The sequence below is a fragment of the Streptomyces sp. NPDC042201 genome (assembly GCF_055582185.1).
This window is the reverse complement of the sequence record NZ_JBVJDS010000004.1, coordinates 195552-220641: the sequence shown is the minus strand read 5'-3', so window position 1 is coordinate 220641 and position 25090 is coordinate 195552. Positions and strand designations below refer to the sequence as shown.

The 25090-nt window shown below is 72.1% G+C and carries 12 protein-coding genes (1 of these 12 running past the window's edge); 7 read left to right on the top strand and 5 right to left on the bottom strand.

Going from position 1 to position 25090, the window contains the following annotated elements:
- The first annotated feature begins 3 nt into the window (after positions 1-3).
- The 5 genes from ACZ6MZ_RS11405 to ACZ6MZ_RS11385 are packed head-to-tail and all read left to right on the top strand — an operon-like array spanning position 4 to position 8742.
- Positions 4-4479: a beta-ketoacyl synthase N-terminal-like domain-containing protein gene (locus ACZ6MZ_RS11405; RefSeq protein WP_469351253.1), complete on the top strand. Its 4476-nt coding sequence runs from the start codon at positions 4-6 to the stop codon at positions 4477-4479.
- Positions 4476-4826: an acyl carrier protein gene (locus ACZ6MZ_RS11400; protein WP_384189157.1), complete on the top strand. Its 351-nt coding sequence runs from the start codon at positions 4476-4478 to the stop codon at positions 4824-4826. Before ACZ6MZ_RS11405 ends, ACZ6MZ_RS11400 begins: the two co-directional genes overlap by 4 nt.
- 4 nt (positions 4827-4830) lie before the next feature.
- Complete coding sequence (locus ACZ6MZ_RS11395) at positions 4831-5637, top strand: alpha/beta fold hydrolase (RefSeq protein WP_469351251.1); 807 nt, start codon at positions 4831-4833, stop codon at positions 5635-5637.
- Positions 5634-6818 carry a glycosyltransferase gene (locus ACZ6MZ_RS11390; RefSeq protein ID WP_469351250.1) on the top strand — a complete coding sequence of 395 codons (1185 nt, stop codon included), beginning with the start codon at positions 5634-5636 and terminating at the stop codon, positions 6816-6818. Before ACZ6MZ_RS11395 ends, ACZ6MZ_RS11390 begins: the two co-directional genes overlap by 4 nt.
- 31 nt (positions 6819-6849) lie before the next feature.
- Entirely contained in the window at positions 6850-8742 is a 1893-nt protein-coding gene (locus tag ACZ6MZ_RS11385) for an ABC transporter ATP-binding protein (RefSeq protein WP_469351248.1), read from the top strand.
- 89 nt (positions 8743-8831) lie between these two features.
- Here the strand turns inward: ACZ6MZ_RS11385 and ACZ6MZ_RS11380 are convergent, their stop codons facing one another.
- The 5 genes from ACZ6MZ_RS11380 to ACZ6MZ_RS11360 all read right to left on the bottom strand — a co-directional run bounded on the left by ACZ6MZ_RS11380 (position 8832) and on the right by ACZ6MZ_RS11360 (position 14891).
- Positions 8832-9632 carry an SGNH/GDSL hydrolase family protein gene (locus tag ACZ6MZ_RS11380; RefSeq protein WP_469351247.1) on the bottom strand — a complete coding sequence of 267 codons (801 nt, stop codon included), beginning with the start codon at positions 9630-9632 and terminating at the stop codon, positions 8832-8834.
- A gap of 104 nt (positions 9633-9736) precedes the next feature.
- On the bottom strand, positions 9737-10414 hold the full coding sequence (locus ACZ6MZ_RS11375; RefSeq protein ID WP_469351246.1) for a 4'-phosphopantetheinyl transferase family protein: 678 nt from the start codon (positions 10412-10414) through the stop codon (positions 9737-9739).
- Positions 10411-11259 carry a metallophosphoesterase family protein gene (locus tag ACZ6MZ_RS11370; protein WP_469351245.1) on the bottom strand — a complete coding sequence of 283 codons (849 nt, stop codon included), beginning with the start codon at positions 11257-11259 and terminating at the stop codon, positions 10411-10413. Before ACZ6MZ_RS11370 ends, ACZ6MZ_RS11375 begins: the two co-directional genes overlap by 4 nt.
- A gap of 61 nt (positions 11260-11320) precedes the next feature.
- The gene (locus ACZ6MZ_RS11365) at positions 11321-13156 is read right to left on the bottom strand and encodes an ABC transporter ATP-binding protein (protein ID WP_469351243.1); all 1836 of its coding nucleotides are present in this window, start codon (positions 13154-13156) and stop codon (positions 11321-11323) included.
- Positions 13134-14891 (bottom strand): ABC transporter ATP-binding protein, encoded by a 1758-nt coding sequence (locus ACZ6MZ_RS11360; RefSeq protein ID WP_469351241.1) that lies wholly within the window; start codon positions 14889-14891, stop codon positions 13134-13136. The genes ACZ6MZ_RS11365 and ACZ6MZ_RS11360 overlap by 23 nt, the downstream gene beginning before the upstream one ends.
- Positions 14892-15165: 274 nt before the next feature.
- On the opposite strand from ACZ6MZ_RS11360, the gene ACZ6MZ_RS11355 reads away from it, so the two are divergent.
- Both ACZ6MZ_RS11355 and ACZ6MZ_RS11350 read left to right on the top strand, forming a co-directional pair.
- Positions 15166-16200: a GDP-mannose 4,6-dehydratase gene (locus ACZ6MZ_RS11355; protein ID WP_389785481.1), complete on the top strand. Its 1035-nt coding sequence runs from the start codon at positions 15166-15168 to the stop codon at positions 16198-16200.
- 186 nt (positions 16201-16386) lie between these two features.
- Positions 16387-25090 carry the 5' portion of a type I polyketide synthase gene (locus ACZ6MZ_RS11350; RefSeq protein ID WP_469351239.1) on the top strand. The gene runs 19793 nt beyond the window's last position, so only the first 8704 of its 28497 coding nucleotides appear in the window; the start codon lies at positions 16387-16389; the stop codon falls past the right edge of the window.

The following is a 25090-nucleotide window of genomic DNA, read 5'->3' as shown; positions in this document are numbered from 1 at the left end:
CGCATGCCCTCCAGCACGCCGGTCGCCATCGTCGGCATGGCCGCGTTCTTCCCGGGCGCCAGGAACCTGGACAGCTACTGGCACAACATCGTCAACGGCGTCGACGCGATCACCGAGGTGCCCGCCGACCGCTGGGACGAGGAGTTCTACGCGCCCGACGGGCCCCGGCGCAGCGACCGGGTGTACTGCCGGCGCGGCGGATTCGTCGACCAGGACGCCGAGTTCGACGTCACCCGGTTCGGCATCATGCCCACCTCCGTGCCGGGCACCGAGCCCGACCAGCTGATCGCGCTGGAGATGGCCCACCAGTCCCTCGCGGACGCCGGTGGCGAGCCGGTGCTCCCGGCCGACCGGCAGCGCGCCGGGATCGTCCTGGGCCGGGGCGGCTATCTGACACCCGGTCTCGTCCGGCTCGACCAGCGGGTGCGCACCGCCAACCAGGTGGTCCGCACGCTCCGTGAGCTGGCGCCCGAACTCGGCGACGACCGGCTGGAGGAGGTGCGGTCGGCGTTCGCCGCGCAACTCGGCCCGGAACGGCCGGAGTCGGCCATCGGGCTCGTACCCAACCTGGCCGCCTCACGCGTCGCCAACCGGCTCGACCTGCGCGGTCCCGCCTACACCGTCGACGCCGCGTGCGCGTCCTCGCTGGTGGCGGTCGACCACGCCGTGCGCGAACTGGCCGCCGGGCGGTGCGACGTCATGCTGGCCGGCGGGGTCCACCACTGCCACGACATCACGCTGTGGAGTGTGTTCAACCAGCTCGGCGCGCTGTCGCCGAGCCAGCGGATCCGCCCGCTGCACCGCGACGCCGACGGGGTGCTCATCGGCGAGGGCACCGGCATCGTGGTGCTCAAGCGTCTCGCGGACGCCGAGCGCGACGGGGACCGGATCTACGCCGTGGTGTCCGGGACCGGAGTGGCCAGCGACGGCCGCTCGGCCAGCCTGTTCAACCCCGATCCCGACGGCCAGGTGCGCGCGGTCCGGCAGGCGTGGGACGCGGCGGGACTCGACCCACGCGCGGCGGACGCCATCGGGCTGCTGGAGGCGCACGGCACCGCCACCGCCGCCGGTGACCGGGCCGAACTGGCCACCATCACCGAGGTGTTCGGACCCGCCGTGGGTGAGCGGGCCGCCATCGGCTCGGTGAAGTCCATGATCGGCCACACCATGCCCGCCGCGGGGATCGCCGGACTGATCAAGGCCGCGCTCGCCATCCACCACGGTGTGCTGCCGCCCACCCTGCACTGCGACGAGCCGAACCCCGCCCTGGAGGCCACCAGGTTCGCCCCGCTGGAGCGGGCCAGGCCCTGGACGGAGTCCGCCACCGGGGCGCCGCGCAGGGCGGGCGTCAACGCCTTCGGCTTCGGCGGCATCAACGCCCATGTCGTACTGGAGCAGCCGGCCACCGCGCCGGCCGCACGCACCGCCCGTACGACGGTGAGTGAGCCGGAACGGGTACTGCGGCTCGCCGCGGCCGACCCGTCCGCACTGGCCGCGCTGCTGGACGCCGACGACTCCGCGGTGCTGGCCGCCGGGCTCGACGAACGCGCCCCGGCGGCGGGACCGGCCAGGCTGGGCATCGTCGACCCGAACGCGCGCCGGCTGAAGCTGGCCAGGAAGGCGGTGGGCAAGGGAGCCGCCTGGCGCGGCCGCAGCGATGTGTGGTTCAGCCCCCGCCCGCTGCTCGGTGAGGCCGGTGGCAGGACCGCGTTCGTCTTCCCCGGCCTCGAAGCCGAGTTCGAGCCCCAAGTGGCCGAACTGGCCGAGCGGTTCGGTCTCGCGTGGGCGGCCGGCGAGGACGCCAGGGTCGGTGACGTGGGGCGGCACGGCGCGGCGGTGTTCCAGCTCGGCAGGCTGCTCGACACCTCGCTGCGCAGGCTGTCCGTGGTGCCCGACGCGGTCGCCGGGCACAGCGTGGGGGAGTGGACCGCCATGGCGTGCGGCGGTATCCACTCCGCCGACGAGGTCGACACCTTCCTGGCCGGCTTCGACCCGGACGCCCTGCGCGTGCCCGGCGCGGCCTTCGCCGTCCTCGGCATGCCCGCGGAACAGGTGCTCGCCGAACTGGCCGGCCGCGGCGACGTGGTGCTCTCGCACGACAACGCGCCGAACCAGTCGATGATCTGCGGCCCGGAAGAGGCGGTCGGCGAGCTCGTCCAGCGCTTCAGGGCCCGGGGTGTGATCGGCCAGGTGCTTCCGTTCCGCTCGGGCTTCCACACCCCGATGCTCGCGCCGTACCTCGATCCCATCCGGCGGGCCGCGGAGACGTACACCCTGCATCCGCAGTCCACCCCGGTGTGGTCGGCGACGACCGCCGCGCTCTACCCGGACGACCCCGCCGCCGTACGGGAGCTGTTCGTCCGGCATCTGCTCGAACCGGTGCGGTTCCGGCTGCTGATCTCCGCCATGCACGACGCGGGCTACCGCGCGTTCATCCAGCTGGGCGCCGGTCAGCTCGGTTCGCTGATCGACGACACCCTGGCCGGCAAGGACCGGCTGGTCGTCTCCGCCCACTCCCCGGCCAGGGACAGCCTCGCGCAGCTGCGCCGGGTGGTCACCGCGCTGTGGGTGGACGGCGGGACGCCCGACGCAGGACCGCTCCTCGGACCCGTGTCCACGGTGTCCGCCACGGCCGCCAGGACATCTGGGCCCGGGGTCAGGCTCGACCTCGGCGGGGCTCTGGTGTCGCTGCCCCCGCAGGCCAGGAAGGCCCTCGCCGGGACCGTGACCCGCGCTCCCGCCCCCGCCGTCGCCGACGGCGGAGCGCTTGACCTGCTGGGACAGGCGGGCGCCCGCTTCCCGGTGGCGGCGGAACTGTCCGCGCTCCTCAACGACACCGCGTCCCTCGCCAACGAGCTCATCGGCGCCGGCGCCGCGCGCCGGGCGGCTCCGCCGGCCCGCCGCATCCCGCCGCGGCCGCCCGTGCTGCCGGGGCCGGGCCCGGCCCCGGTGCCGTCGGTGCTGCGCGTGGACGTCGCGGAGATGCCGTACCTCCTCGACCACTGCTTCTTCCGGCAGCGGCCCGGCTGGCCCGACGAGGCCGACCGGTGGCCGATCGTGCCCGCCACCACGGTGATCGGGCATCTCATGGAGATCGCGGAACGCGCCGTGCCCGGCATGCGGGCGGTCGCGGTGCACGACGTACGGCTGCTGAAGTGGATCGAGGCCATGCCGGCCGTCGAGGTGCCGGTGGCGGTACGGCAGGTCGCGCCCGACCGGGTCGAGGTCAGCCTGACCGGCTACTCGCGGGCGGTGGTGGAACTGGCCCCCGGGCATGCCCCGCCGCCGGAGCCGTGGCCCGTCGACCCGGCCGCCGAACGCGTCCCCGAACTGCGGGCCGAACAGCTCTACTCCGAGCGGTGGATGTTCCACGGGCCGCGCTTCCAGGGCGTCAGCGAGCTGACCGCCATCGGTGACCTCCACGTACGCGGCATCATCACCGCGCCGGAGGCCCCCGGCGCCCTGCTGGACAACGTCGGGCAGCTGCTGGGCTACTGGATCATGGCGACGCTCACCGAGCGCACCACGGTCTTCCCGGTACGCATGGACCGCATCCGCTTCCACGGTCCTGATCCCCGGCCGGGGGAGCGGCTGGTGTGCTCGATCCGCATCACCGAGGTCACCGACAGCACCCTGACCGCGGACATGCAGCTGGTCCACGACGGGCGGGTGTGGGCGGAGTTCACCGGCTGGCAGGACCGCCGGTTCGACACCGATCCCAACATCCGCGAGGTGGACCGCTTCCCCGGTGACCACACGCTGTCCACGCCGCAGCCCGAGGGCTGGACGATGGTGCACGAGCGCTGGCCGGATCTGGCGACCCGGGAACTGATCATGCGCAACATGCTCGGCGGCGCCGAGCGCGCCCGGTACGACGAACTGCCCCCGGTCCGCAGGCGGCAGTGGCTGCTCGGCAGGGTCGCCGCCAAGGACGCGGTGCGCGGCCTGCTGTGGCGGGAGGGCGCGGGCGAGGTCTACCCCGCCGAGGTCGCCGTACGCAACGACGACGCGGGACGGCCCCTGGCGTACGGCGTGCACGGGCGCGAGGTGGGCGAGTTGACGGTGTCCCTCGCGCATCGCCGGGAGACGGGGGTCGCCCTCGCCGGCCGCGGACCGTGCGGGATCGACATCGAGGAGATCACCGAACGGCCCAGGGCCACCGCCGAGATGGCCTGCGACGCCGGGGAACTGGCCCTCCTCGACGGGCTGGTGGCCGGTTCGGCCGGCAGCGGACCGCTGTGGTTCACCCGGTTCTGGGCGGCCAAGGAGGCCGTCGCCAAGGCCCGGGGCACCGGGCTGCGCGGCCGCCCGGCCGAATACCGCGTGGTGGCCGCGGACGCCGACCGGCTCCGCGTGCTGACAGAAGGCCGGTCGTACGAGGTACGCGTCCGGCAGGTGACCAATCCACCGGGACTGCCCGAGCGACGGTACGTCGTCGCCTGGACGACCGATGACAACGAGACAGGAGAGCGGGAATGAGCACTGAGGCGATCGGGTTCGCGGCCGCGGAACAGCGGGAGCGCACGCCACTCGGCCCCGATGATGCCGCTGTGCTGGCGGACATCACGGGCCTGCTGCGGGAACTGCTGGAGGAGGACGGCCTCGACGACGCCGAGATCACGCGGGAGACCACCTTCCACGACGACCTCGAACTGGAGAGCATCGACCTGGTGACGCTCGCGGGCAAACTGCGCGAGCACTACGGGGAGCGCGTCAACCTCGCGCTCTTCATCGCCGATCTCGACCTCGAAGAGATCATCGCGCTCACCGTCGGCGAGCTCGCCGACTACGTCGTGGCGTCGCTGCGCGCCACCGAGCAGGGCTGAGCCGATGAAGATACGCACCGGAGAGATCACCACCCATGTGCAGCGGCTCCCCGCGGCGAACCCGCCGGCCGACGGCGCCGAGCCGTCCGTCGTGGTGTTCGTCCACGGCCTGCTCACCGACAGCCTGGCCAGCTACTACTTCACCCTCGGCCCGGCCTTCGCCGCCGCCGGCTTCGACGTGATCATGTACGACCTGCGCGGTCATGGCCGCAGCGACCGGCCACGGACCGGCTACCGGCTGGAGTCCTTCGTCGACGACCTCGCCGGGCTGCTCGACGCGCTGGGCGAGACCCGCCGGGTCCATGTGGTCGGCAACTCCTTCGGCGGTACGATCGCCACCGCGTTCGCCGCGTGGCACCCGGACCGGGTCGCCACCGTCACCATGATCGAGTCCGAGCCGCCGGTCGCGGAGTGGACCCGGCACATGGCCGACGGCCTCGCGGACGCCAAGAACCAGCTCGCCCGCGAAGAGGTCATCGGCTGGATCTCCGCCAACCATGGCGCGCACACCGCCCGGCTCTCCCGTGGCGCCAGCCGCATCCTGCGGACCACCACACTCGCCGAGGACGTTCCGGCGGGACGTGTCATCGGCGACGACCTCGGTGACCTCGGCTGCCCCGTGCTGGCGATCTTCGGCGACGAGTCGGGACTGAGCGCCCAGGTCTCCTCCCTGGAAGCCAAGCTGGCCCGGTGCCGCACCGTGGTCCTCGCCGAGCAGGGGCACTCCGTCCTGGTCGAAAGGACCGACGAGACCCGCGAACTGATCCTGAAGTGGGTACGGGAACACGTACCGGCCGAGGCGGTGCGGTGACCCGCTTCCTGCTTGTCGTCCCCCCACTGGTCGGGCACATCAACCCCCTGGTGGGGGTCGCCCGCGAACTGGCCGGCCGCGGCCACCAGGTGGCGTGGGCGGGCCACGCCGACCAGATCCGCCGCCTCGCGGGCGAGAACACCGCGGTGTTCGACTGCCCGATGCCCGAAGGCGGGCTGAGCCGGCCACCGGGCATGACAGGACCCGCCGCGTTCCGGTTCCTCTGGGCGGAGTTCTTCGTACCGCTGGCCGATCTGATGGCGCCGGGTGTCGACGCCGCGATCGACGCGTTCCGGCCGGACGTCGTCCTCACCGACCAGCACGCCGTGGCAGGCGCGCTCGTCGCCGAGCGCCGTGGGATCACGCATGTCACCTCCGCCACCACCTCGGCCGAACTCATCGACCCGTTGGGCGGGTTGCCCAAGGTGGGCGCCTGGCTGAGTGAGCTGCTCGGCGCCCTGCGCGGACGGATCGGAGATCCGGAGCGGACGGGCGACCCGCGTTTCTCCCCGTACGGCGTCATCGCGTTCACCGGGCGCGAGCTGCTCGGGGACGCGCCGCTGCCGCACGAGCGGGTGCATCTGGTCGGACCGGCCATCGCCCCTCGCTCGGACCGCTCGGACTTCCCCTGGGAGTGGCTGGACCCGGAACGCAGCACCGTCCTCGTCTCGCTCGGCACGGCCAACGTGGACGCGGGCGGCCGGTTCCTCGCGGAGGCGGTCACCGCGCTCGACCGCCTCGGCGACCGGGTGCAGGGCGTCGTCGTCGACCCGGGACATACCCTCTCCGACGTGCCGCCCGGCGTACTGGTGCGCGAGCATGTGCCCCAACTCGACCTGCTGGCACTGGCCGACGCCGTGGTCTGCCACGGCGGCCACAACACCGTGTGCGAGTCGCTGTGGCACGGGCTGCCGCTCGTACTCGCCCCGATCCGCGACGACCAGCCCATCGTCGCAGGACAGGTGGTCGACGCGGGCGCGGGTGTGCGGGTCCGCTTCAGCCGGGTGGACGCCACCCGGCTGGCCGCCGCCATCGAAACCGTACTGGACGGAAGCGGTGGCCACCGGGCGGCGGCCGAGGCCATCGGCCGTTCCCTGCGCGCGGCCGGCGGCCAGGTGGCCGCCGCCGACCACCTCGAACAGATCGCGGCGCGGCACACGCATGTCCCCGCACCCCACTGAACATCTCCCGCCCGCGACCCCGGGACCTCCCATGACAACCGCTTCCGAATCCGCCGCGACCGACCGGGCCCGCCCACCGGCGGGGGCCGACGCGGCGTCGCCGCCCTCCCCGCCTCCCGGGACAGCCCCGCTGCGGGTGCTGCTGCGCTACGCGCGCCCGCACCGGGCGGTGCTGTTCGCCACCCTGCTCCTGGTCCTGGCGGCCAGCGCCGCCGGGCTGGTGCAGCCGCTGGTGGCGCAGCACGTACTGGAAGGGCTGAGCGACAGCCGCGGTGTGCTCGGCCCTGTCCTGCTGCTCGCCGCACTGGTCGTGGTGGGCGCCGGGCTCACCGGGCTGCAGTCGTGGTGGCAGCAGCGCACCTCGGAACGCGTGGTCCGGCAGATCCGCCGCGACCTGGTGTTCCGGCTGGTCCGGCTGCGGGTGCCCGAACTGGACCGCCGCCCGCCGGGCGACCTCATCGCCCGCGTCACCTCCGACAGTGCCCTCGTACAGAACGCGGCCACGGAGGGGCTGGTGATGGTCGCCAACGGGGTGCTCAGCATCCTGGGCGCGGTGATCCTGATGGGCGTGGTGCACCTCGGACTGCTCGCGGTGACCGCCGGCGTACTGCTCGCCGTCGCCCTGGTCATGGTCCTCATCCTGCCCCGGATCCGCGAGGCGGTGGCCCGTGGGCAGGAGTCCGTCGGCGCGGTGGGCGCCGCGCTCGACCGTACGCTCGGCGCCGCCAGGACCGTGAAGGCCAACGGCGCGGAACGCCGGGAGACCGCTCTCGCCGGAGAGGCGATCGAGGGCGCGTACCGGGCCGGTCTGCTCGGCGCCCGCTATGTGGCCATGGTGAAGGTCCTGTCCGGGGTATCCATCCAGGCGGCGTTCCTCGCCGTGCTCGGGGTGGGCGGAGCCCTGGTGGCCTCCGGCGAGCTCGAAGCGGCCGCGCTGATCGCCTTCCTGCTGTACGTCTTCTACCTGGCGAGCCCGATCGGCTCACTCGTGGCCGGCCTCAGCATGCTGCAGCAGGGGCTCGGCGCCGTCGGCCGTATCGAGCAGGTCAAACACATGCCGGTCGAGGACGACGTCGACGTACCCGACCGGCCCGCGGGACCACGCGGGCCCGGCGCGCCACCCGTCGAGTTCAGGGAGGTCCGGTTCTCCTACCCGGACCGCGCTCCCGCCCTGCGCGGGATCTCGTACACCGTCCCCGGCGGCACCCAGACCGCCCTGGTCGGACTGTCCGGCGCGGGCAAGACCACCATGTTCGCCCTGCTGCAGCGCTTCCACGAACCGGCGGCGGGACAGATCCTCATCGACGGGGTGGACATCGCCACCCTGCCCCGCGCGGAGGTCCGCCGGCGCATCGCCTATGTGGAGCAGGAGTCGCCGGTCATGGCGGGCACCATCGAGGACAACCTCCGGTACGCGGCGACCGACGCCTCCCCGGAGGACATCGCGGAGGTCCTGCGGCTGACCCGACTCGACACACTGATCGACCGCCTTCCGGACGGGCTGCGCACGGAGGTCGGCAACCGCGGTGTCACGCTGTCGGGCGGCGAGCGTCAGCGGCTGGCCATCGCGCGGGCCCTGCTGCGCAGGCCGGAGGTGCTGCTGCTCGACGAGGCCACCGCCCAGCTCGACGCGAGCAACGAACGGGCGCTGCGGGACGCGGTCGACCAGGCGGCCAGGCGCTGCACCGTGATCCTCATCGCGCACCGGCTGTCCACGGTGACCGAGGCGGACCAGATCGTGGTGCTCGAACACGGTCTGGTGCGGGCCGCGGGAACCCACCGGGAGCTGGTGGAGGCCGATGTGCTCTACCGCGAACTCGCCTCCTCCCAGATGCTGGTCAGCGCGTCGAGCGCCGGTGTCGGCCAGAGCGGTGACATCGGCGAGAGCGGTGACCTCGGCGAGCTCGCCGAGGCGCCGCGCTGACAGCCCTGGCGCTGACGGACCGGCAACGACAGTGAGGGCGTTCCGCAGACGATGCGGAACGCCCTCACCTGTTCAGTCGGCTTGCTTGATCATCCGGTCAGACCGTTGAGAGCGGCGAGGTAGCCGTCCCGGTGGCCCGCGGCGTTCGGGTGGTAGGACTCATTGATCTTGTCCCATTCGAGGCTGGTCACCCAGGTCGAACCACTCGAGCAGATGGTGTGCGGGTCGAAGACCGGCCGCGCGTCGAGGAATGTGAAACCGGCCTCTGCCGCCCGGGCGGACATGATATCGGCGAGCGTGTCGGCTGCCGAGTTCATGGCCGTGCGTTCTTTGTCACTCAGACCGAAAATTCCGCAGGAACCGCTGATGGTGTAAAGCCGCGGATAACCGACGACAATGACTCTCGCATTGGGGGCGGCCGCACGCACGGCGGCGTAGGTCTGCGAGAGCGCGGGGGACAGGTACGCCGCGGCGGCCTGCTTCGCGAGGTCGACCCCGTTGAGGCAGTCCTGGTCGTCGATGGTGAGGATGCAGTTCGTCAGTACGTCGACGAAACCGACGTCATTGCCGCCTACCTGCAGCGTCACCAGTGTGGTGTCCGCGGTCAGCTGGGGAATCTGCGAGCTGAGGACGTCGGCCGTGGTCGCGCCCGAGCACGACGCTTCCACGAACGCGGTCGACGGGTGCTGGGCCGCCCACAACCGGGAATAGGTGAGCGGGCCACGGCGGCACGCGTCGTCAGGGTTGTCGTAGGTCCAGGTGCCCGGGGCGACGGCGTAGGAGTCACCCAGGGCCACGTACTTGCCGTCGGCCGCTTGCGCCGGGGCCGATATCGTGATGGCCGCGGCGAATGCCAAGAGGACGGCGAAAAGTGGCTTTAATGAGCGCACGGAGATGCTTCTCCAATGGTGGGGGGACATGGACTCCACCTGGATATCAGCTCTGTGTGTCTTGTCATGCTCACTTCAAAGAAAAAATGATTACGATTCAGCTTTCACGGCGCTGTGGAATGCGGGATGTGGATGGCGGTGGCCACCAGGCCGTGCGCGGCGTGCCAGCGGCCGGAGAATCCGTCGAGGGTGCGGCCCCCGACCACCGGGCCCGGTACCAGGAGCCGGGCGTGGAAGGTCCGGCCGAGCGGATCGATGGCTATCTCCGCCTCGCTGAAGTCGAGCTCGCGTCCGGTGAGGGGGTACCACACCTTGAAGACGCTCTCCTTGGCGCTGAAGAGGAGCCGGTCCCAGCAGACCCCGGCATGACGCGCCATCAGGAAGTCCATGCGCGAGGACTCGTACGGCAGCGCGATGGAGTCCAGCACGCCCGGCGGCAGCGGCTTGTCGGGCTCCGCGTCGATGCCGACCGCCGCCGTCCCGGCCGACCTGGCCACGACCACGGCGCGGTATCCCTCGCAGTGGGTCATGCTGCCGACGAAGCCCGCCGGCCACTGCGGCGCACCCCGGGGGCTGGGCAGCAGGGGCACGGGAGGCTGCCCCAGACGCAGCAGCGCGCGCCGGGCCAGGAACCGTACGGTGGTGAACTCCTGCTGCCGCGTCAGGACCGACGTCGCCACGACGGCGCGCTCCTGCGGGAACAGCTTCTCGTCCGGCTCCGCCACACGGTCGTCGTACGCCACCTCCGTCACGACCGAGGCGGGCAGAATCGCCTCGATCACCGGACGCCCCGGCTTGCCGGGGCGGGCAGCACCTGACGCAGCGGCAGCCGTGGCGGCCGCTTGCGCCATTCGCGCGGGTAGCCGACCGAGACCTCTTCGAAGCGCACGCCGTCGTGCCAGGTGACCCGGGGGATGTGCAGATGCCCGTAGATCACCGCGGCGGCCCGGAAGCGCACATGCCAGTCGGCGGTCAGCTCGGTGCCGCACCACTGGGCGAACTCCGGGTAGCGCAGCACCCGGGTGGGGTCGCGCACCAGGGGGAAGTGGTTGACCAGGACGGTGCGCAGGGCCGGGTCGACGGCGGAGAGCCGGCGTTCGGTCTCCGCGACCCGGGCCCAGCACCAGGCGTCCCGGCCGGCGTAGGGCTCCGGATGCAGGAAGTACTCGTCGGAGCAGACCACACCCGCGTCGGTGGCGATACGCAGCGATTCGGCCGTGGTGGTGGCGCCGGGCGCCCGGAACGAGTAGTCGTACAGCACGAACAGTGGAGCCACCGCCACCGGGCCGCCGGCGCCGCGCCATACGGGATAGGGGTCCTCGGGCGTGGCGATGCCCAACTCCCGGCACAGCTCGACGAGATGGAGGTAGCGCTTCTCCCCGCGCAGGTCACACGGGTCCTGGGGGTGGGTCCACAGCTCGTGGTTGCCCGGCACCCAGATCACCTTGGCGAAGCGGTCGCTGACCAGCCGCAGCGTCCATTCGATGTCGGTGTACTTCTCGGCGACATCGCCCGCGACGATCAGCCAGTCCTCGTCCGATTCGGGTCGCAGCGTCTCGACCAGCGCGCGGTTCTCGTCGTAGACGACATGCAGATCGCTGACGGCCAGGAGTTTTCCGTCGGGCACAGTTCCGTCCTTCTCGCTCGGGCTCGGACGCCTGACCGGGCCGGCCTCGGGTGCTGCGGGATCAGTCGCCGGCCGGCAGCCCGGCGCGCGGCGACTCATGGGCGCGCGCAGCATGCAGTCGGGCGTAGGCACCCTGGTGGTGGATCAGTTCGTCGTGGGTGCCCTGCTCGACGATACGCCCGGACTCCATCACCACGATGACATCCGCGTCACGGATGGTGGACAGCCGGTGTGCGATGACAAAGCTGGTCCTGCCCTCGCGCAGGGTGTTCATCGCGCGCTGGATGAGGACTTCGGTACGGGTGTCGACCGAGCTCGTCGCCTCGTCGAGCACCAGGACCGCCGGCTTGGCGAGGAAGGCCCTGGCCACCGTGATCAGCTGCTTCTCGCCCGCGCTCACACCGGCCGACTCGTCGTCGAGCACGGTGTCGTAGCCGTCCGGCAGGGTGCGGATGAATCGGTCCGCGCAGGTGGCGCGGGCCGCCGCCACGATCTCGTCGCGGGTCGCCCCGGCGTGTCCGTAGGCGATGTTCTCGGCGATCGTGCCCCGGAACAGCCAGGTGTCCTGGAGCACCAGACCGAACTGTGCCCGCAGGTCGTCGCGGGTCATCGACGCGATGTCCGTCCCGTCGAGCAGGATGCGGCCGTCGCCGACCTCGTAGAACCGCATGAGCAGATTGCCCAGCGTGGTCTTGCCCGCACCGGTCGGTCCGACGATCGCCACGGTGCTGCCGGGTTCCACGGTGAGCGACAGATCCTCGATCAGGGGGGTCTCGGGGGAGTAGCGGAACGAGACCCGGTCGAACCGCACCCGGCCGCCGGCCCGGCCCGGCCTGACCGGGCGCTTCGGGTCGGGGCCCTGCTCCTCGGCGTCCAGGAGGGTGAAGACCCGGGCGGCGGAGGCGATCCCGGACTGGAGGCGGCCGGCCACGCTCGCGACCTGGACGATCGGCTGGCTGAACTGGCGGGAGTACAGGATGAACGCCTGGACGTCGCCGAGGCTCAGCGAGCCGTTCACCACCTTCCACGCGCCGACCACCGCGACGACCACATAGCCGAGGTTGGCGATGAACATCATCGACGGCTCGATGGTGCCCGAGGCGAACTGGGCCTTCCTGCCCGCGCGGAACAGCGCCTCGTTGTGCGCGTCGAAGTGCCGCTCGGCCTGTTCGCGCCTGCCGAAGCCCTTGACCAGCGAATGGCCCGTGTAGATCTCCTCGACATGCCCGTTCATCGCGCCGGTGGCGGCCCACTGGTCCGCGAACCGGGGCTGGGCGCGCTTGCTGATCCAGGCCGCCAGCACGGCCGACACGGGCACGCTCGCCAGCATGATCAGCGCCAGGGACGGCGAGATGACCAGCATCAGGATCAGCATCGTCACGATGGAGAACACCGAGGTGATCAGCTCGGCGAGGGTCTGCTGAAGCGTCTGCTGGAGGTTGTCGACATCGTTGGTGGCGCGGCTCAGCACCTCGCCCGCCGGATTACGGTCGAAGTAGCGCAGCGGCAGCCGCGCGAGCTTGTCCTCCGCCTTCTCCCGCAGAGCGAAGACCACCCGCTGCACGACGGCCGCGATCAGCCGCCCCTGCGCGAGCATGAAGAGCGAGGCCGCGACATAGAGGACGAGCAGGATCAGCAGCACCCTGCCGACCTCGCCGAAGTCGACGCCGGGCGCCTCGGAGCCGACGGCGGTGCCGGGAGCGTGGCCGAGGACGCCGTCGACGATCAGGTCCGTGGCCTTGCCGAGGAGCAGCGGGCCGAACGCGTTGAGCGTGATCCCGCCGATCCCCAGGGCGAGCGCCAGCGAGATGAGGGAGCGGTGCGGCCTGAGCAGGCCGAGGAGCCGGCGGCCGGGCCCGCGCGCTCCGGGTTCGCTACGGCTGCCGGGCGAGACCATCGACGGCCTCCTCTTCGGTGAGCTGGGAGAGCGCGATCTCGCGGTACGTCGTGCTGTCGCGCAGCAACTCGGCGTGGGTGCCGGTGTCGACGACGCGACCCTGGTCGAGGACCACGATGCGATCGGCGAACCGGACGGTGGCGACCCGCTGGGCGACCGTGATCACCGTCGCCCGGGCCGTCTCGGGCGCGAGGGCGGTCCGCAGCGCGGCGTCCGTGGCATAGTCGAGCGCCGAGAAGCAGTCGTCGAAGAGGTAGATGTCGGGCCGGCGCAGCAGGGTGCGCGCGATGGCCAGGCGCTGGCGCTGCCCGCCCGAGACATTCGTGCCGCCCTGAGCGATCTCGGCGTCCAGACCGCCGGGCATGCGCTCGACGAACTCGGCCGCCTGAGCGACCCGGAGGGCCTGCCACAGCTCCTCGTCGGTGGCGTCGGGATCGCCGAAGCGGAGATTGGTCGCGACGGTGCCCGAGAACAGATACGGCTTCTGCGGTACGAAGCCGACGGCGCGGCTGAGTACCTCCGGGTCGAGCTCCCGTACGTCGACGCCGTTGACGCGCACCGAACCGTCGGTGACGTCGAACAGCCGGAGGACCAGGTTGAGCAGTGTCGTCTTGCCGCTGCCGGTGCTGCCGAGGATCGCCACGCTCTCGCCGGGACCGGCGGTCAGGTCGATTCCTTGCAGTACGGGCTTCTCCGCGCCCGGGTAGCGGAACTCCGCGGCGCGCAGCACGAGATGCCCGGAGGCGGCGGGCGCGGTCCCGGCCGGCTCGGCCGGCGGGGTGACGCTCGTGGGGGTGGTGAGGATCTCCTGCACGCGTGCGGCGGACACCTTCGCGCGGGGCACCGAGAGGAACACGAACGCGACCATGACGACCGACATCAGGATGAGGGAGAGATAGCTGAGGAACGCGCTGATTGCGCCGATCCGCATCGTCCCCGCGTCGATCCGGTGCGCGCCGACCCACAGGATGGCGACCATGAACGCGTTCATGAGCAGCAGCACCACGGGGAGCATGGTCGCGATGAGCCGGCCGACACGCTGCGAGACCTCGAAGAGTTCCGTGTTGGTCCGGGCGAACCGCTCGCGTTCATAGGCGTCCCGGACGAAGGAACGCACCACGCGGACCCCGGTGATCTGCTCGCGCAGCAGCCTGCCCAGCCGGTCGAGGTAGGTCTGCATCCGCTCGTAGAACACCCCCATACGGGCCAGGAGCAGACCGAACGCGACACCGACGACCAGGACGAGCAGCACCAGGATCAGGGCCAGCGGAACATCCTGCTGAAGCGCCAGCGCGACGCTGCCCAGGCACATGAGGGGCGCCGACACCACGATGCCGAAGCCCGACAGGGCCAGGGTCTGTATCTGCTGGACGTCGTTGACCGTCCGGTTCATCAGCGACGGCGTGCCGAACCGGCCCACCTCGCGGGCCGAGAAGTCCAGCACCCGGCGGAAGACGACGGAGCGGATGTCACGCCCCATCGCCATCGCGGTGCGCGAGCCCAGCGACACCGCGCCGACGGCCGACACGATCTGCACGAGCGCCACGGCGATCATGATCGCGCCGACCCGTGTGATGTAGCCGCTGTCCTCTCTGACCACGCCGTTGTCGATGAGCGCGGCGCCGAGGGTCGGCAGCAGCAACGTGGCGAGAATCTGGGCCAGTTGCAGGAGGACCAGCAGAGCGGCCGCTCGCCTGTAGGGACGTACATGGGTACGCAGGAGTCTGAACAGCACGGAAAGACACTCCGGTTGACAGAGCCGGCCCGGACGCCGACGCACACAGTGCACCGCACGGGACGCCCGAAAATTACTAGTGTTCTCCGCTTCCCGCTTTCCGGCCGGCGGCGGGACTCAGGAATTCCCTAGTATGCCGGGGATTTCTTGACACCGTGGTCGGCGGCTTGCGAGCGTGCCGATGTCTATCGTCCGGACAGAAGCGTATTCGATGCAAGGTCGTCGACCGAGCTCTGCGTTTGGACGGTCTCTCCGTGGTCGAGAAGGGGTTGGAATGTCCAAGCGTGCGCTGATCACTGGAATTACCGGGCAGGATGGATCCTATCTGGCCGAGCACCTGCTCTCGCAGGGCTACCAGGTATGGGGATTGATCCGGGGCCAGGCCAACCCGCGAAAGTCGCGGGTCAGCCGGCTCGTCTCGGATCTGTCCTTTGTCGAGGGCGATCTCATGGACCAGGCCAGCCTGGTGTCCGCTGTCGACACCGTGCAGCCGGACGAGGTCTACAACCTCGGCGCCATCTCGTTCGTGCCGATGTCGTGGCAGCAGGCCGAACTGGTCACCGAAGTCAACGGAATGGGCGTGCTCCGGGTCCTTGAGGCGATCCGCATGGTGAGCGGCCTCAACAGCTCCCGCACCGCAGCGGGCACCGGCCAGATCCGCTTCTACCAGGCGTCGTCCTCGGAGATGTTCGGCAAGGCGGCCGAGACCCCGCAGCGCGAGACGACGCTCTTCCACCCGCGCAGCCCGTACGGCGCCGCCAAGGCGTACGGGCACTTCATCACCCGTAACTACCGTGAGTCCTTCGGGATGTACGCGGTCTCCGGGATGCTCTTCAACCACGAATCCCCCCGCCGCGGTTCGGAGTTCGTGACCAGGAAGATCTCCCTGGCGGTCGCCAGGATCAAACTGGGACTCCAGGAGAAACTGCACCTGGGGAACCTCGACGCGGTACGCGACTGGGGCTTCGCCGGCGACTATGTGCGCGCGATGCACCTCATGCTCCAGCAGGACGACCCGGACGACTACGTGGTGGGCAGCGGCACCATGCACTCGGTCTCCGACGCGGTGCGGATCGCCTTCGAGCATGTGGACCTCAACTGGGAGGACTACGTGGTCATCGACCCCGAGCTGGTCCGCCCCGCCGAGGTGGAGATCCTCTGCGCCGACAGCAAGCACGCCCAGACCCAGCTGGGCTGGAAGCCCTCCGTCGACTTCCCCGAACTGATGCACATGATGGTCGACGCGGACCTCGACCAGGTCTCCCGCGAACACCAGTACGGGGACCTTCTGCTGGCCTCCAGCTGGTAGTGGACCGCAGGACCGCGAAGAACTAGGGAATTCCCGTCGCGGTCGCGACGACACTCGCCACATGGCTTCCCCCGTAATCGGCTGTGAAGCCATGTGGCTTTCTCATTAATTGCATTGCACGACGAGCGCGAGATGTCCGGCGTGATTCATGTTCGGCCGCTGGCTGTCGAGATGGGTTGAGTTGAGATGGACAACGAACAGAAGCTCCGGGACTACCTCAAGCTTGCGACCGCCGATCTCCGACGGACGCGGCAGCGGGTGAGTGAACTCGAGACGTCGGCTCAGGAGCCGATCGCCATTGTCGGTATGACCTGCCGCTATCCCGGGGGAGTAAGCAGCCCCGAAGACCTGTGGCGGATGGTCGAGGCCGGCGAGAACGGCATCTCCGAGTTCCCCACCGACCGCGGCTGGGACACCGAGGCGCTCGCCTCGTCCAGCACCACCTCCGGCGGCTTCCTGCACGAGGCGCCCGACTTCGACGCCGACTTCTTCGGCATCTCGCCGCGCGAGGCCGTGGCGATGGATCCGCAGCAGCGCGTCGTGCTCGAATCCGCCTGGGAGGCCTTCGAGCGCGCGGGCATCGACCCGACTTCCGTCAAGGGCAGCCAGACCGGCGTGTTCATGGGCGCGATGGCCCAGGACTACCGGGTCGGGCCCGCCGACGGCGCGGAAGGATTCCAGCTCACCGGCAACACGGGCAGCGTCCTGTCGGGGCGGATCTCCTACTCCTTCGGCACGGTCGGCCCCGCTGTGACCGTGGACACCGCCTGCTCGTCGTCCCTGGTGGCCGTGCACCTCGCCGCCCAGGCGCTGCGCGCGGGGGAGTGCACCCTCGCGCTGGCCGGCGGCGTCACCGTCATGTCCAGCCCCGGTACGTTCATCGAGTTCAGCCGCCAGGGCGGACTGTCCGCCGACGGCCGCTGCCGCTCCTTCGGCGACTCCGCCGACGGCACCGGCTGGGCCGAGGGCGTGGGCATCCTCGTACTGGAGCGGCTGTCCGACGCCCGGCGCAACGGCCACGAGATCCTCGCCGTCGTGCGCGGCAGCGCCGTCAACCAGGACGGTGCCTCGAACGGCCTCACCGCGCCGAACGGCCCGTCCCAGCAGGAAGTCATCCAGCAGGCCCTGATCAACTCCCGGCTCTCCGCCGACCAGATCGATGTCGTCGAAGCACACGGCACCGGCACCACGCTCGGCGACCCGGTCGAGGCGCAGGCCCTGCTGGCGACCTACGGCCGCGACCGCGACGAGAGCCGCCCGCTGCTGCTCGGCTCGGTCAAGTCCAACATCAGCCACACCCAGGCCGCGGCCGGCGTCGCCGGCGTCATCAAGATGGTCATGGCGATGCGGCACGGAGTGCTGCCGCGGACGCTGCTGGCCGACGAGCCCTCCTCGCACGTGGACTGGACGCAGGGCGCGGTCAAGGTCCTCACCGAGAACGCCGCGTGGCCCGAGACCGGAGCGCCCAGGCGGGCGGCCGTCTCCTCCTTCGGCATCAGCGGCACCAACGCGCACACCATCGTCGAGCAGGCCCCGGAGCCGGAGGCGCCCGAGGCGGCGGACGGCGCGAACGCCGAGCCCGGCGTCGAGCCCGGTGTCGTACCCGTGCTGCTGTCCGGGCGGACCTCTGACGCGCTGCGGGCACAGGCCGCCGGCCTGCTGTCCGCGCTGGACGCCGACGCCGCGACACCCCTCCTCGACACCGCCTTCTCGCTGGCCACCACCCGGGCCGGCTTCGAGCACCGCGCCGTGGTCATGGCCGCCGACCGCGACGCCGCGCTCGCCGGACTGACCGCCCTCGCCGAGGACACGCCGGCGGCCGACCTTGTACAGGGCTCCACACAGGGCGCCGCGCAGGGCGATGGCAAGCTGGCGTTCCTGTTCACCGGCCAGGGCTCCCAGCGGCTCGGCATGGGCCGCGAACTGTACGGCCGCTTCCCCGTGTTCGCCGAGGCTCTCGACGCGGCGCTCGCCGAGCTGGACCAGCGGCTGGACCGTCCGCTGCGCGACGTGCTGTGGGGCGAGGACGCCGACACGCTGGACCGTACCGAGTACGCGCAGCCCGCGCTGTTCGCCGTCGAGGTGGCGCTGTTCCGCCTCGTGGAGTCCTGGGGCATCAAGCCCGACTACCTGACCGGCCACTCGATCGGTGAGATCGCCGCCGCCCATGTGGCCGGGGTGCTCTCCCTCGGCGACGCCGCCGCGCTCGTCGCCGCCCGGGGCCGGCTGATGCAGGCCCTGCCCGCCGGCGGCGCGATGGTCGCCGTACAGGCCACCGAGGACGAGGTCACGCCGCTGCTGGCCGGCCACGAGGACCGGGTGTCCCTCGCCGCGGTCAACGGTCCGACGGCCGTCGTCCTCGCCGGCGACGAGCACACGGTCGGCGAGATCGCCGCCCGGCTGGAGGCCGACGGGCGCAAGACCAAGCGGCTGCGGGTCTCGCACGCCTTCCACTCGCCGCTCATGGAGCCGATGCTCGACGAGTTCCGCGCCGTGGTCGCGGGACTGTCCCTCCAGGCCCCGCTGATGCCGTTCGTCTCCAACGTCACCGGTGAGCCCGCGACGGTAGGACAGGTGACCTCCGCCGACTACTGGGTGGACCATGTCCGCCGCGCGGTCCGGTACGCGGACGGCGTCGACTGGCTCCTCGGCCACGGCGTCACCACCTTCCTGGAACTCGGTCCCGACGGCGTCCTGTCCGCCATGACCCAGGACGGCGCCGACGCGGCGGGCGCCGACGGCGCCGCCGCGCTCCCCGTACTCCGGGCCGGCCGCCCGGAGACCCACACGATCACCACGGCCCTGGCCGGTCTGCACGTCCGGGGCGTCACCGTCCGCTGGGACGACTACTTCGCGGGCACCGGCGCCCGCCGCGCCGATCTGCCGACCTACGCCTTCCAGCGCCGCAGGTACTGGCCCAAGGGCACCCAGGGACACACCGCGGACCTGCGGGCCGCCGGACTGGGCGCCGCCCACCACCCGCTGCTCTCCGCCGCCGTCTCCCTGGCCGACTCCGAAGGCGCCCTGCTCACCGGCAGGCTCTCGCTCCAGTCCCACCCGTGGCTGGCCGACCACGCCGTACGCGGCACCACGCTGCTCCCCGGCACCGCCTTCCTCGAACTGGCCGTCCGCGCCGGTGACGAGGTCGGCTGCGACCGGGTCGAGGAACTGACCCTGGCGGCGCCGCTGATCCTCCCGGAGCAGGGCGGCATCCAGGTCCAGCTGTGGATCGGCAACCCCGACGACTCCGGCCGCCGCACCGTGAACGTCTACTCCCGCCCCGAGGGAAGCGACGAGAACGCGTGGACCCGGCACGCCACCGGCGTGCTCGCCCTCGGCGAGCAGCGCTCCGTCCTCGACACCGCCGTGTGGCCCCCGGCCGGCGCGGAACCGGTGGGCATCGACGGTCTCTACCGCCGGCTGGCCGAGGACGGCTTCGGGTACGGCCCGGTGTTCCAGGGCCTGCGGGCCGTCTGGCGCCGGGACGACGAGGTGTACGCCGAGGTCGTGCTGCCCGAGGGCGGCGAGGCCGACGCGGACGCGTTCGGACTCCACCCCGCGCTGCTGGACGCGGCCCTGCACGCCGCCTCCTTCGTCGAACTCGGTGCGGAGAGCCACGGCGGACTGCCCTTCTCCTGGGAGGGTGTGTCGCTGCACGCGACCGGCGCCTCCGCGCTGCGCGTACGGCTGTCCCCGGCCGCCGAGGACGCGGTGTCCCTCACCGTGGCCGACGCCTCGGGCGAGCCGGTCGCCTCCATCGACTCGCTGGTGCTGCGCCCCGTCGCGGCCCAGCAGTTCGGCACCGTCGCCCTGGTCGGCAGGGACGCGCTGTTCGGCCTCGACTGGACCCCGGTGCGGACCGGGACGGCGGCCCCCGGGCCGGTGGCCCTGGTGGGCCCCGACCTGTTCGGGCTCGCCGAGGACCTGGCGCCGGTGAGCACCGCCGTGACCTACCCGGATCTGCTGTCGCTGGCGGCGGCGGAGTCCCCGGTCCCGGATGTCGTACTGACGGCGCTCGCCGGTGAGTCCGGCGACGGCGCTGCGAGGTCCGCCCACGCGCTGGCGGCGGACGCGCTGGCGTCGGCCCAGGCGTGGCTGGCGGACGAGCGGTTCGCCGACGCGCGGCTGGTGTTCGTGACGCGGGGCGCCGTCGGCGGCCGTGACGTGGCCGCGGCCTCGGTGTGGGGCCTGATCCGCTCCGCGCAGGCGGAGCACCCCGGCCGGTTCGGCCTGGTCGATCTGGACCCCGAAGCGCCGGCCGCCCTGCCGCCGCGGGCTCTGGGCGTGGCCGAGCCGCAGTTGGTGGTCCGCGGCGGTGAGGTACGGGCCGGGCGCCTGGTGCGCCGGCGGACGGCCGGCGGCGCGGGCGTGGGCCCGGTCTGGGGCGCCGGCGGCAGTGTCCTGATCACCGGTGGTACGGGTGGTCTGGGCGCGGTGCTGGCACGGCACCTGGTGGCGGAGCACGGCGTACGGCGGCTGCTGCTGGTCAGCCGGCGCGGACGGGCCGCCGAGGGCGCCGAGGAGCTGGTGGCCGAGCTGGAGCTGCACGGCGCCGAGGTCGCGGTCGAGGCCTGCGATGTCGCCGACCGCGACGCACTCGCGGGCCTGCTGGCCGCGCACCCGGTCTCCGCCGTGGTGCACACGGCGGGAGTGCTGGACGACGGCGTCATCGGTTCACTGACTCCGGAGCGGCTCGACACGGTCCTGCGGCCGAAGGCCGACGCGGCCTGGAACCTGCACGAGCTGACCCGTGATCTCGACCTGTCCGCGTTCGTGGTGTTCTCCTCCGTGGCCGGCGTGTTCGGCAGTGCGGGCCAGGGCAACTACGCGGCGGGCAACGCCTTCCTGGACGCGCTCGTGGAGCGCCGGCGGGCCGAGGGCCTGCCCGGCTCCTCCCTGGCCTGGGGTCCGTGGGACCGTACCGGCGGAATGACCGGCGGTGTGACCGACGCGGACATGGAGCGGATGGCCCGCGCGGGCATGCCGCCGCTGTCGGTGGAGCAGGGTGTCGCGCTGTTCGACGCCGCGCTGGCCACCGGTGAGGCGGCGGTGGCGCCGGTGCGGCTGGACCTGGCGGTGCTGCGGGCCCAGGGCGAGGTCCCGCCGCTGCTGCGGACGTTGATCCGTACCCGCTCCCGCCGGGCCGCGGTCGCCGGCTCCGCGACGGCGAGCGATCTCGTACAACGGCTGAACCGGCTGGACGAGACCGACCGGCACGACATGCTGCTGGACCTGGTCCGCGCGCAGGTCGCGCTCGTACTCGGCCACGCCAGCGGTGCGGACATCGACGCGGAACGCGCGTTCCGGGACCTGGGCTTCGACTCGCTGACGGCGGTGGAGCTGCGGAACCGGCTCAACACCGTGACCGGGCTGCGGCTGCCGGCCACGCTCGTCTTCGACTACCCGACCGTGCGGAACCTCGCCACGTACCTCCTCGACGAGCTGCTCGGCTCGGACGCCGCGGCGCCCGCCGCCACCCGGACCGCGGCGGTGGCCGACGATCCGATCGTGGTCGTCGGCATGAGCTGCCGCTACCCCGGCGGAGTGACCTCACCGGAAGACCTGTGGCGGCTGGTCACCGAGGGCGCCGACGCGATCTCCGGATTCCCGGTCAACCGTGGCTGGGATGTCGAGTCGCTGTATCACCCGGACCCGGACCACGCCGGTACGGCCTACACCCGCTCGGGCGGATTCCTGCACGAGGCGGGTGAGTTCGACCCGGCGTTCTTCGGGATGAGCCCGCGCGAGGCGCTGGCGACGGACTCGCAGCAGCGCCTGCTGCTGGAAGCGTCCTGGGAAGCGGTCGAGCGGGCGGGTGTCGACCCGCTGTCCCTGCGGGGCAGCGCCACCGGCGTGTTCGCCGGCGTGATGTACAGCGACTACAGCGCCGTGCTGGCGAGCCCCGAGTTCGAGGGCTTCCGGGGCGGCGGCAGTTCGGCGAGTCTGGCCTCGGGCCGGGTGTCGTACACGATGGGCCTTGAAGGCCCGGCCGTCACCGTCGACACCGCGTGCTCGTCCTCGCTGGTCGCCATGCACTGGGCCATCCAGGCCCTCCGCTCGGGCGAGTGCTCGCTCGCCCTGGCCGGCGGCGTCACCGTCATGTCGACGCCCTCGGTGTTCGTGGACTTCTCCCGGCAGCGCGGTCTGTCGCCCGACGGCCGCTGCAAGGCGTTCTCCGAGTCGGCCGACGGTGTCGGCTGGGCAGAAGGCGTCGGCATGCTCGTCCTGGAGCGGCAGTCCGACGCGGTACGCAACGGCCACCGGATCCTGGCCGTGGTGCGCGGCTCCGCGGTCAACCAGGACGGCGCGTCCAACGGCCTGACCGCCCCCAACGGTCCCTCGCAGCAGCGGGTGATCCGGCAGGCGCTCGCCAGCGGCGGACTCTCCGCCGACGAGGTCGATGTCGTCGAGGCGCACGGCACGGGCACCACCCTGGGTGACCCGATCGAGGCCCAGGCGCTGCTGGCCACCTACGGCCGGGACCGTGACCCGGAGCGGCCGCTGCTGCTCGGCTCGGTGAAGTCCAACATCGGTCACACCCAGGCCGCCGCCGGCGTCGCCGGGGTGATCAAGATGATCATGGCGATGCGGCACGGCACCCTCCCGCAGACGCTGCATGTCGACGCCCCGTCCTCCCATGTGGACTGGACCGAGGGCGCGGTCGAGCTGCTGACCGAGCCGACCACCTGGCCGGACACCGACCGCCCTCGGCGCGCCGGTATCTCCTCGTTCGGCATCAGCGGTACGAACGTCCACACCATCATCGAGCAGCCCCCGGCCACCCCGGCCCCGGCGCGGACTGCCCCGCCCCGCGAGGCCGGAGCCGTACCGTGGCTGATCTCGGGCCGGACCCGCGACGCCCTGCGCGGCCAGGCGGCGCGGCTGCTGTCCTACGTACAGGCGCAGCCCGAACTCGACCTGGTCGACGGCGCGTTCTCGCTGGCCACCACCCGTTCGCAGTTCGACAGGCGCGCGGCCGTGGTGGCGCAGGACCGTACCGCGCTGCTGAGGTCGCTCAGCGCGCTCGCCACCGGCAGGACCGACGCCGGGGTGATCGAGGGCGAGGCCGCACGGCGCGGCAGGACCGCCCTGCTCTTCACCGGCCAGGGCAGCCAGCGGCCCGCCATGGGCCGTGAACTGTACGAGCGCTTCCCGGCGTTCGCCGAGGCGCTCGACGCGGTGTTCGCCGAACTCGACCCGCTGCTCGACCGCCCGCTGCGCGAGGTGCTGTTCGCCGCCGAGGGAACGGCCGAGGCCGCGCTGCTGGACGAGACCGGCTGGACGCAGCCCGCGCTGTTCGCCATCGAGGTGGCGCTGTTCCGTCTCGTACGGACCTGGGGCGTCAAGCCCGACTTCGTGGCCGGCCACTCGATCGGTGAGATCGCGGCGGCCCATGTCGCGGGCGTGCTGTCGCTGGCCGACGCGTGCGCCCTGGTCGCGGCGCGCGCCACGCTGATGCAGGCGCTCCCGGCCGGCGGTGCGATGGTCGCGGTGCAGGCCACCGAGGACGAGGTCGTCCCCCTGCTGTCCGAGCGGGTGTCGATCGCCGCCGTCAACGGCCCCACGTCGGTCGTCGTCTCCGGTGACGAGGACGCGGTCCTGGACCTCGCCGCCTCGTTCGGCTCCCAGGGACGCAAGACCAAGCGCCTGCGGGTGAGCCATGCCTTCCACTCACCCCGTATGGCCGCGATGCTCGACGCGTTCCGCGAGGTCGCCGAGGGGCTGACCTTCACGGCGCCGGACATCCCGCTGATCTCCAGCCTGACCGGCCGGCAGGTCACGGACGAGCAGGTGTGCTCCGCGGAGTACTGGGTCGCACAGGTGCGGGAAGCGGTCCGCTTCGCCGACTGCGTACGGACACTGCGCGACGCGGGCGTCACCACCTTCCTCGAACTGGGCCCCGACGGACCGCTGTCCGCGATGGCCCAGGACACCCTCGGCGACGACTACGACGCAGAACTGATCCCGCTGCTGCGCGCCGGCCGCGCCGAGGAACTGGCCGTCACCACGGCGCTCGCCCGGCTCCAGGTGCACGGCGTCGCCGTGGACTGGCCGGCCTACTTCGCGGGGCGCGGCGCCCGCCGGGTGGACCTGCCCACCTACGCCTTCCAGCACGAGTTCTACTGGCCGCAGCTGCCCGCGCTCCCCGCCGCCGCGACCGCCGACCCCGCCGACCAGCGTCTGTGGGCCGCCGTGGAGCGCGGCGACGCCGACGAACTGGCCACGATCCTCGGACTCGGCGAGCAGGAGCACTCCTCCCTCGGCTCCCTGCTGCCCGCACTGACCTCCTGGCGCCGCGGCAAGCAGGAGAAGACCCTGCTCGACTCGCTGCGCTACCGGGTCGAATGGACCGGTCTGCGCAAGCCCGCCGCCCCGGTGCTGGACGGCACCTGGCTGCTCGTCAGCAGCGAGGAGACCGACGACACCCTCTGCGACGACCTGGTGGGCGCGCTCAGCACGCACGGCGCGCGGGTGCGCCGTGTGGTCCTGGACGCGTCGTGCGCCGACCGCGGCGTGCTGGCGGCGCGGCTCGAAGGCACCGAGGACTTCGACAGCACGGCGAACGTGCTGTCCGTCCTCCCGCTGGACGAGCGCCCGAGCGACGCGTTCGCGCCGCTCACCACCGGGCTCGCGCTGACGGTCGCGCTCGTCCAGGCACTGGGCGACACCGGGTCCGCAGGACGGCTGTGGACGGCCACCCGGGGCGCCGTGTCGACCGGACCCGCCGACCCGGTCACCCGGCCCGTCCAGGCAGCGGCCTGGGGACTCGGCCGGGTCGCGGCCCTCGAACACCCCCAGAGCTGGGGCGGTCTCATCGACCTGCCGGCCACGCTCGACCAGCAGGCCGGACAGCGGCTGGCGGGCGTGCTCGCCACGAAGGACGCCCCCG

What these genes read in the sequence shown, in the direction of transcription:
- ACZ6MZ_RS11405 (WP_469351253.1), top strand. Translation starts at nt 4, where the DNA reads ATGCCCTCCAGCACGCCGGTCGCCATCGTCGGCATGGCCGCGTTCTTC.
- ACZ6MZ_RS11400 (WP_384189157.1), top strand. Translation starts at nt 4,476, where the DNA reads ATGAGCACTGAGGCGATCGGGTTCGCGGCCGCGGAACAGCGGGAGCGC.
- ACZ6MZ_RS11395 (WP_469351251.1), top strand. Translation starts at nt 4,831, where the DNA reads ATGAAGATACGCACCGGAGAGATCACCACCCATGTGCAGCGGCTCCCC.
- ACZ6MZ_RS11385 (WP_469351248.1), top strand. Translation starts at nt 6,850, where the DNA reads ATGACAACCGCTTCCGAATCCGCCGCGACCGACCGGGCCCGCCCACCG.
- ACZ6MZ_RS11365 (WP_469351243.1), bottom strand. Translation starts at nt 13,156, where the DNA reads ATGGTCTCGCCCGGCAGCCGTAGCGAACCCGGAGCGCGCGGGCCCGGC.
- ACZ6MZ_RS11355 (WP_389785481.1), top strand. Translation starts at nt 15,166, where the DNA reads ATGTCCAAGCGTGCGCTGATCACTGGAATTACCGGGCAGGATGGATCC.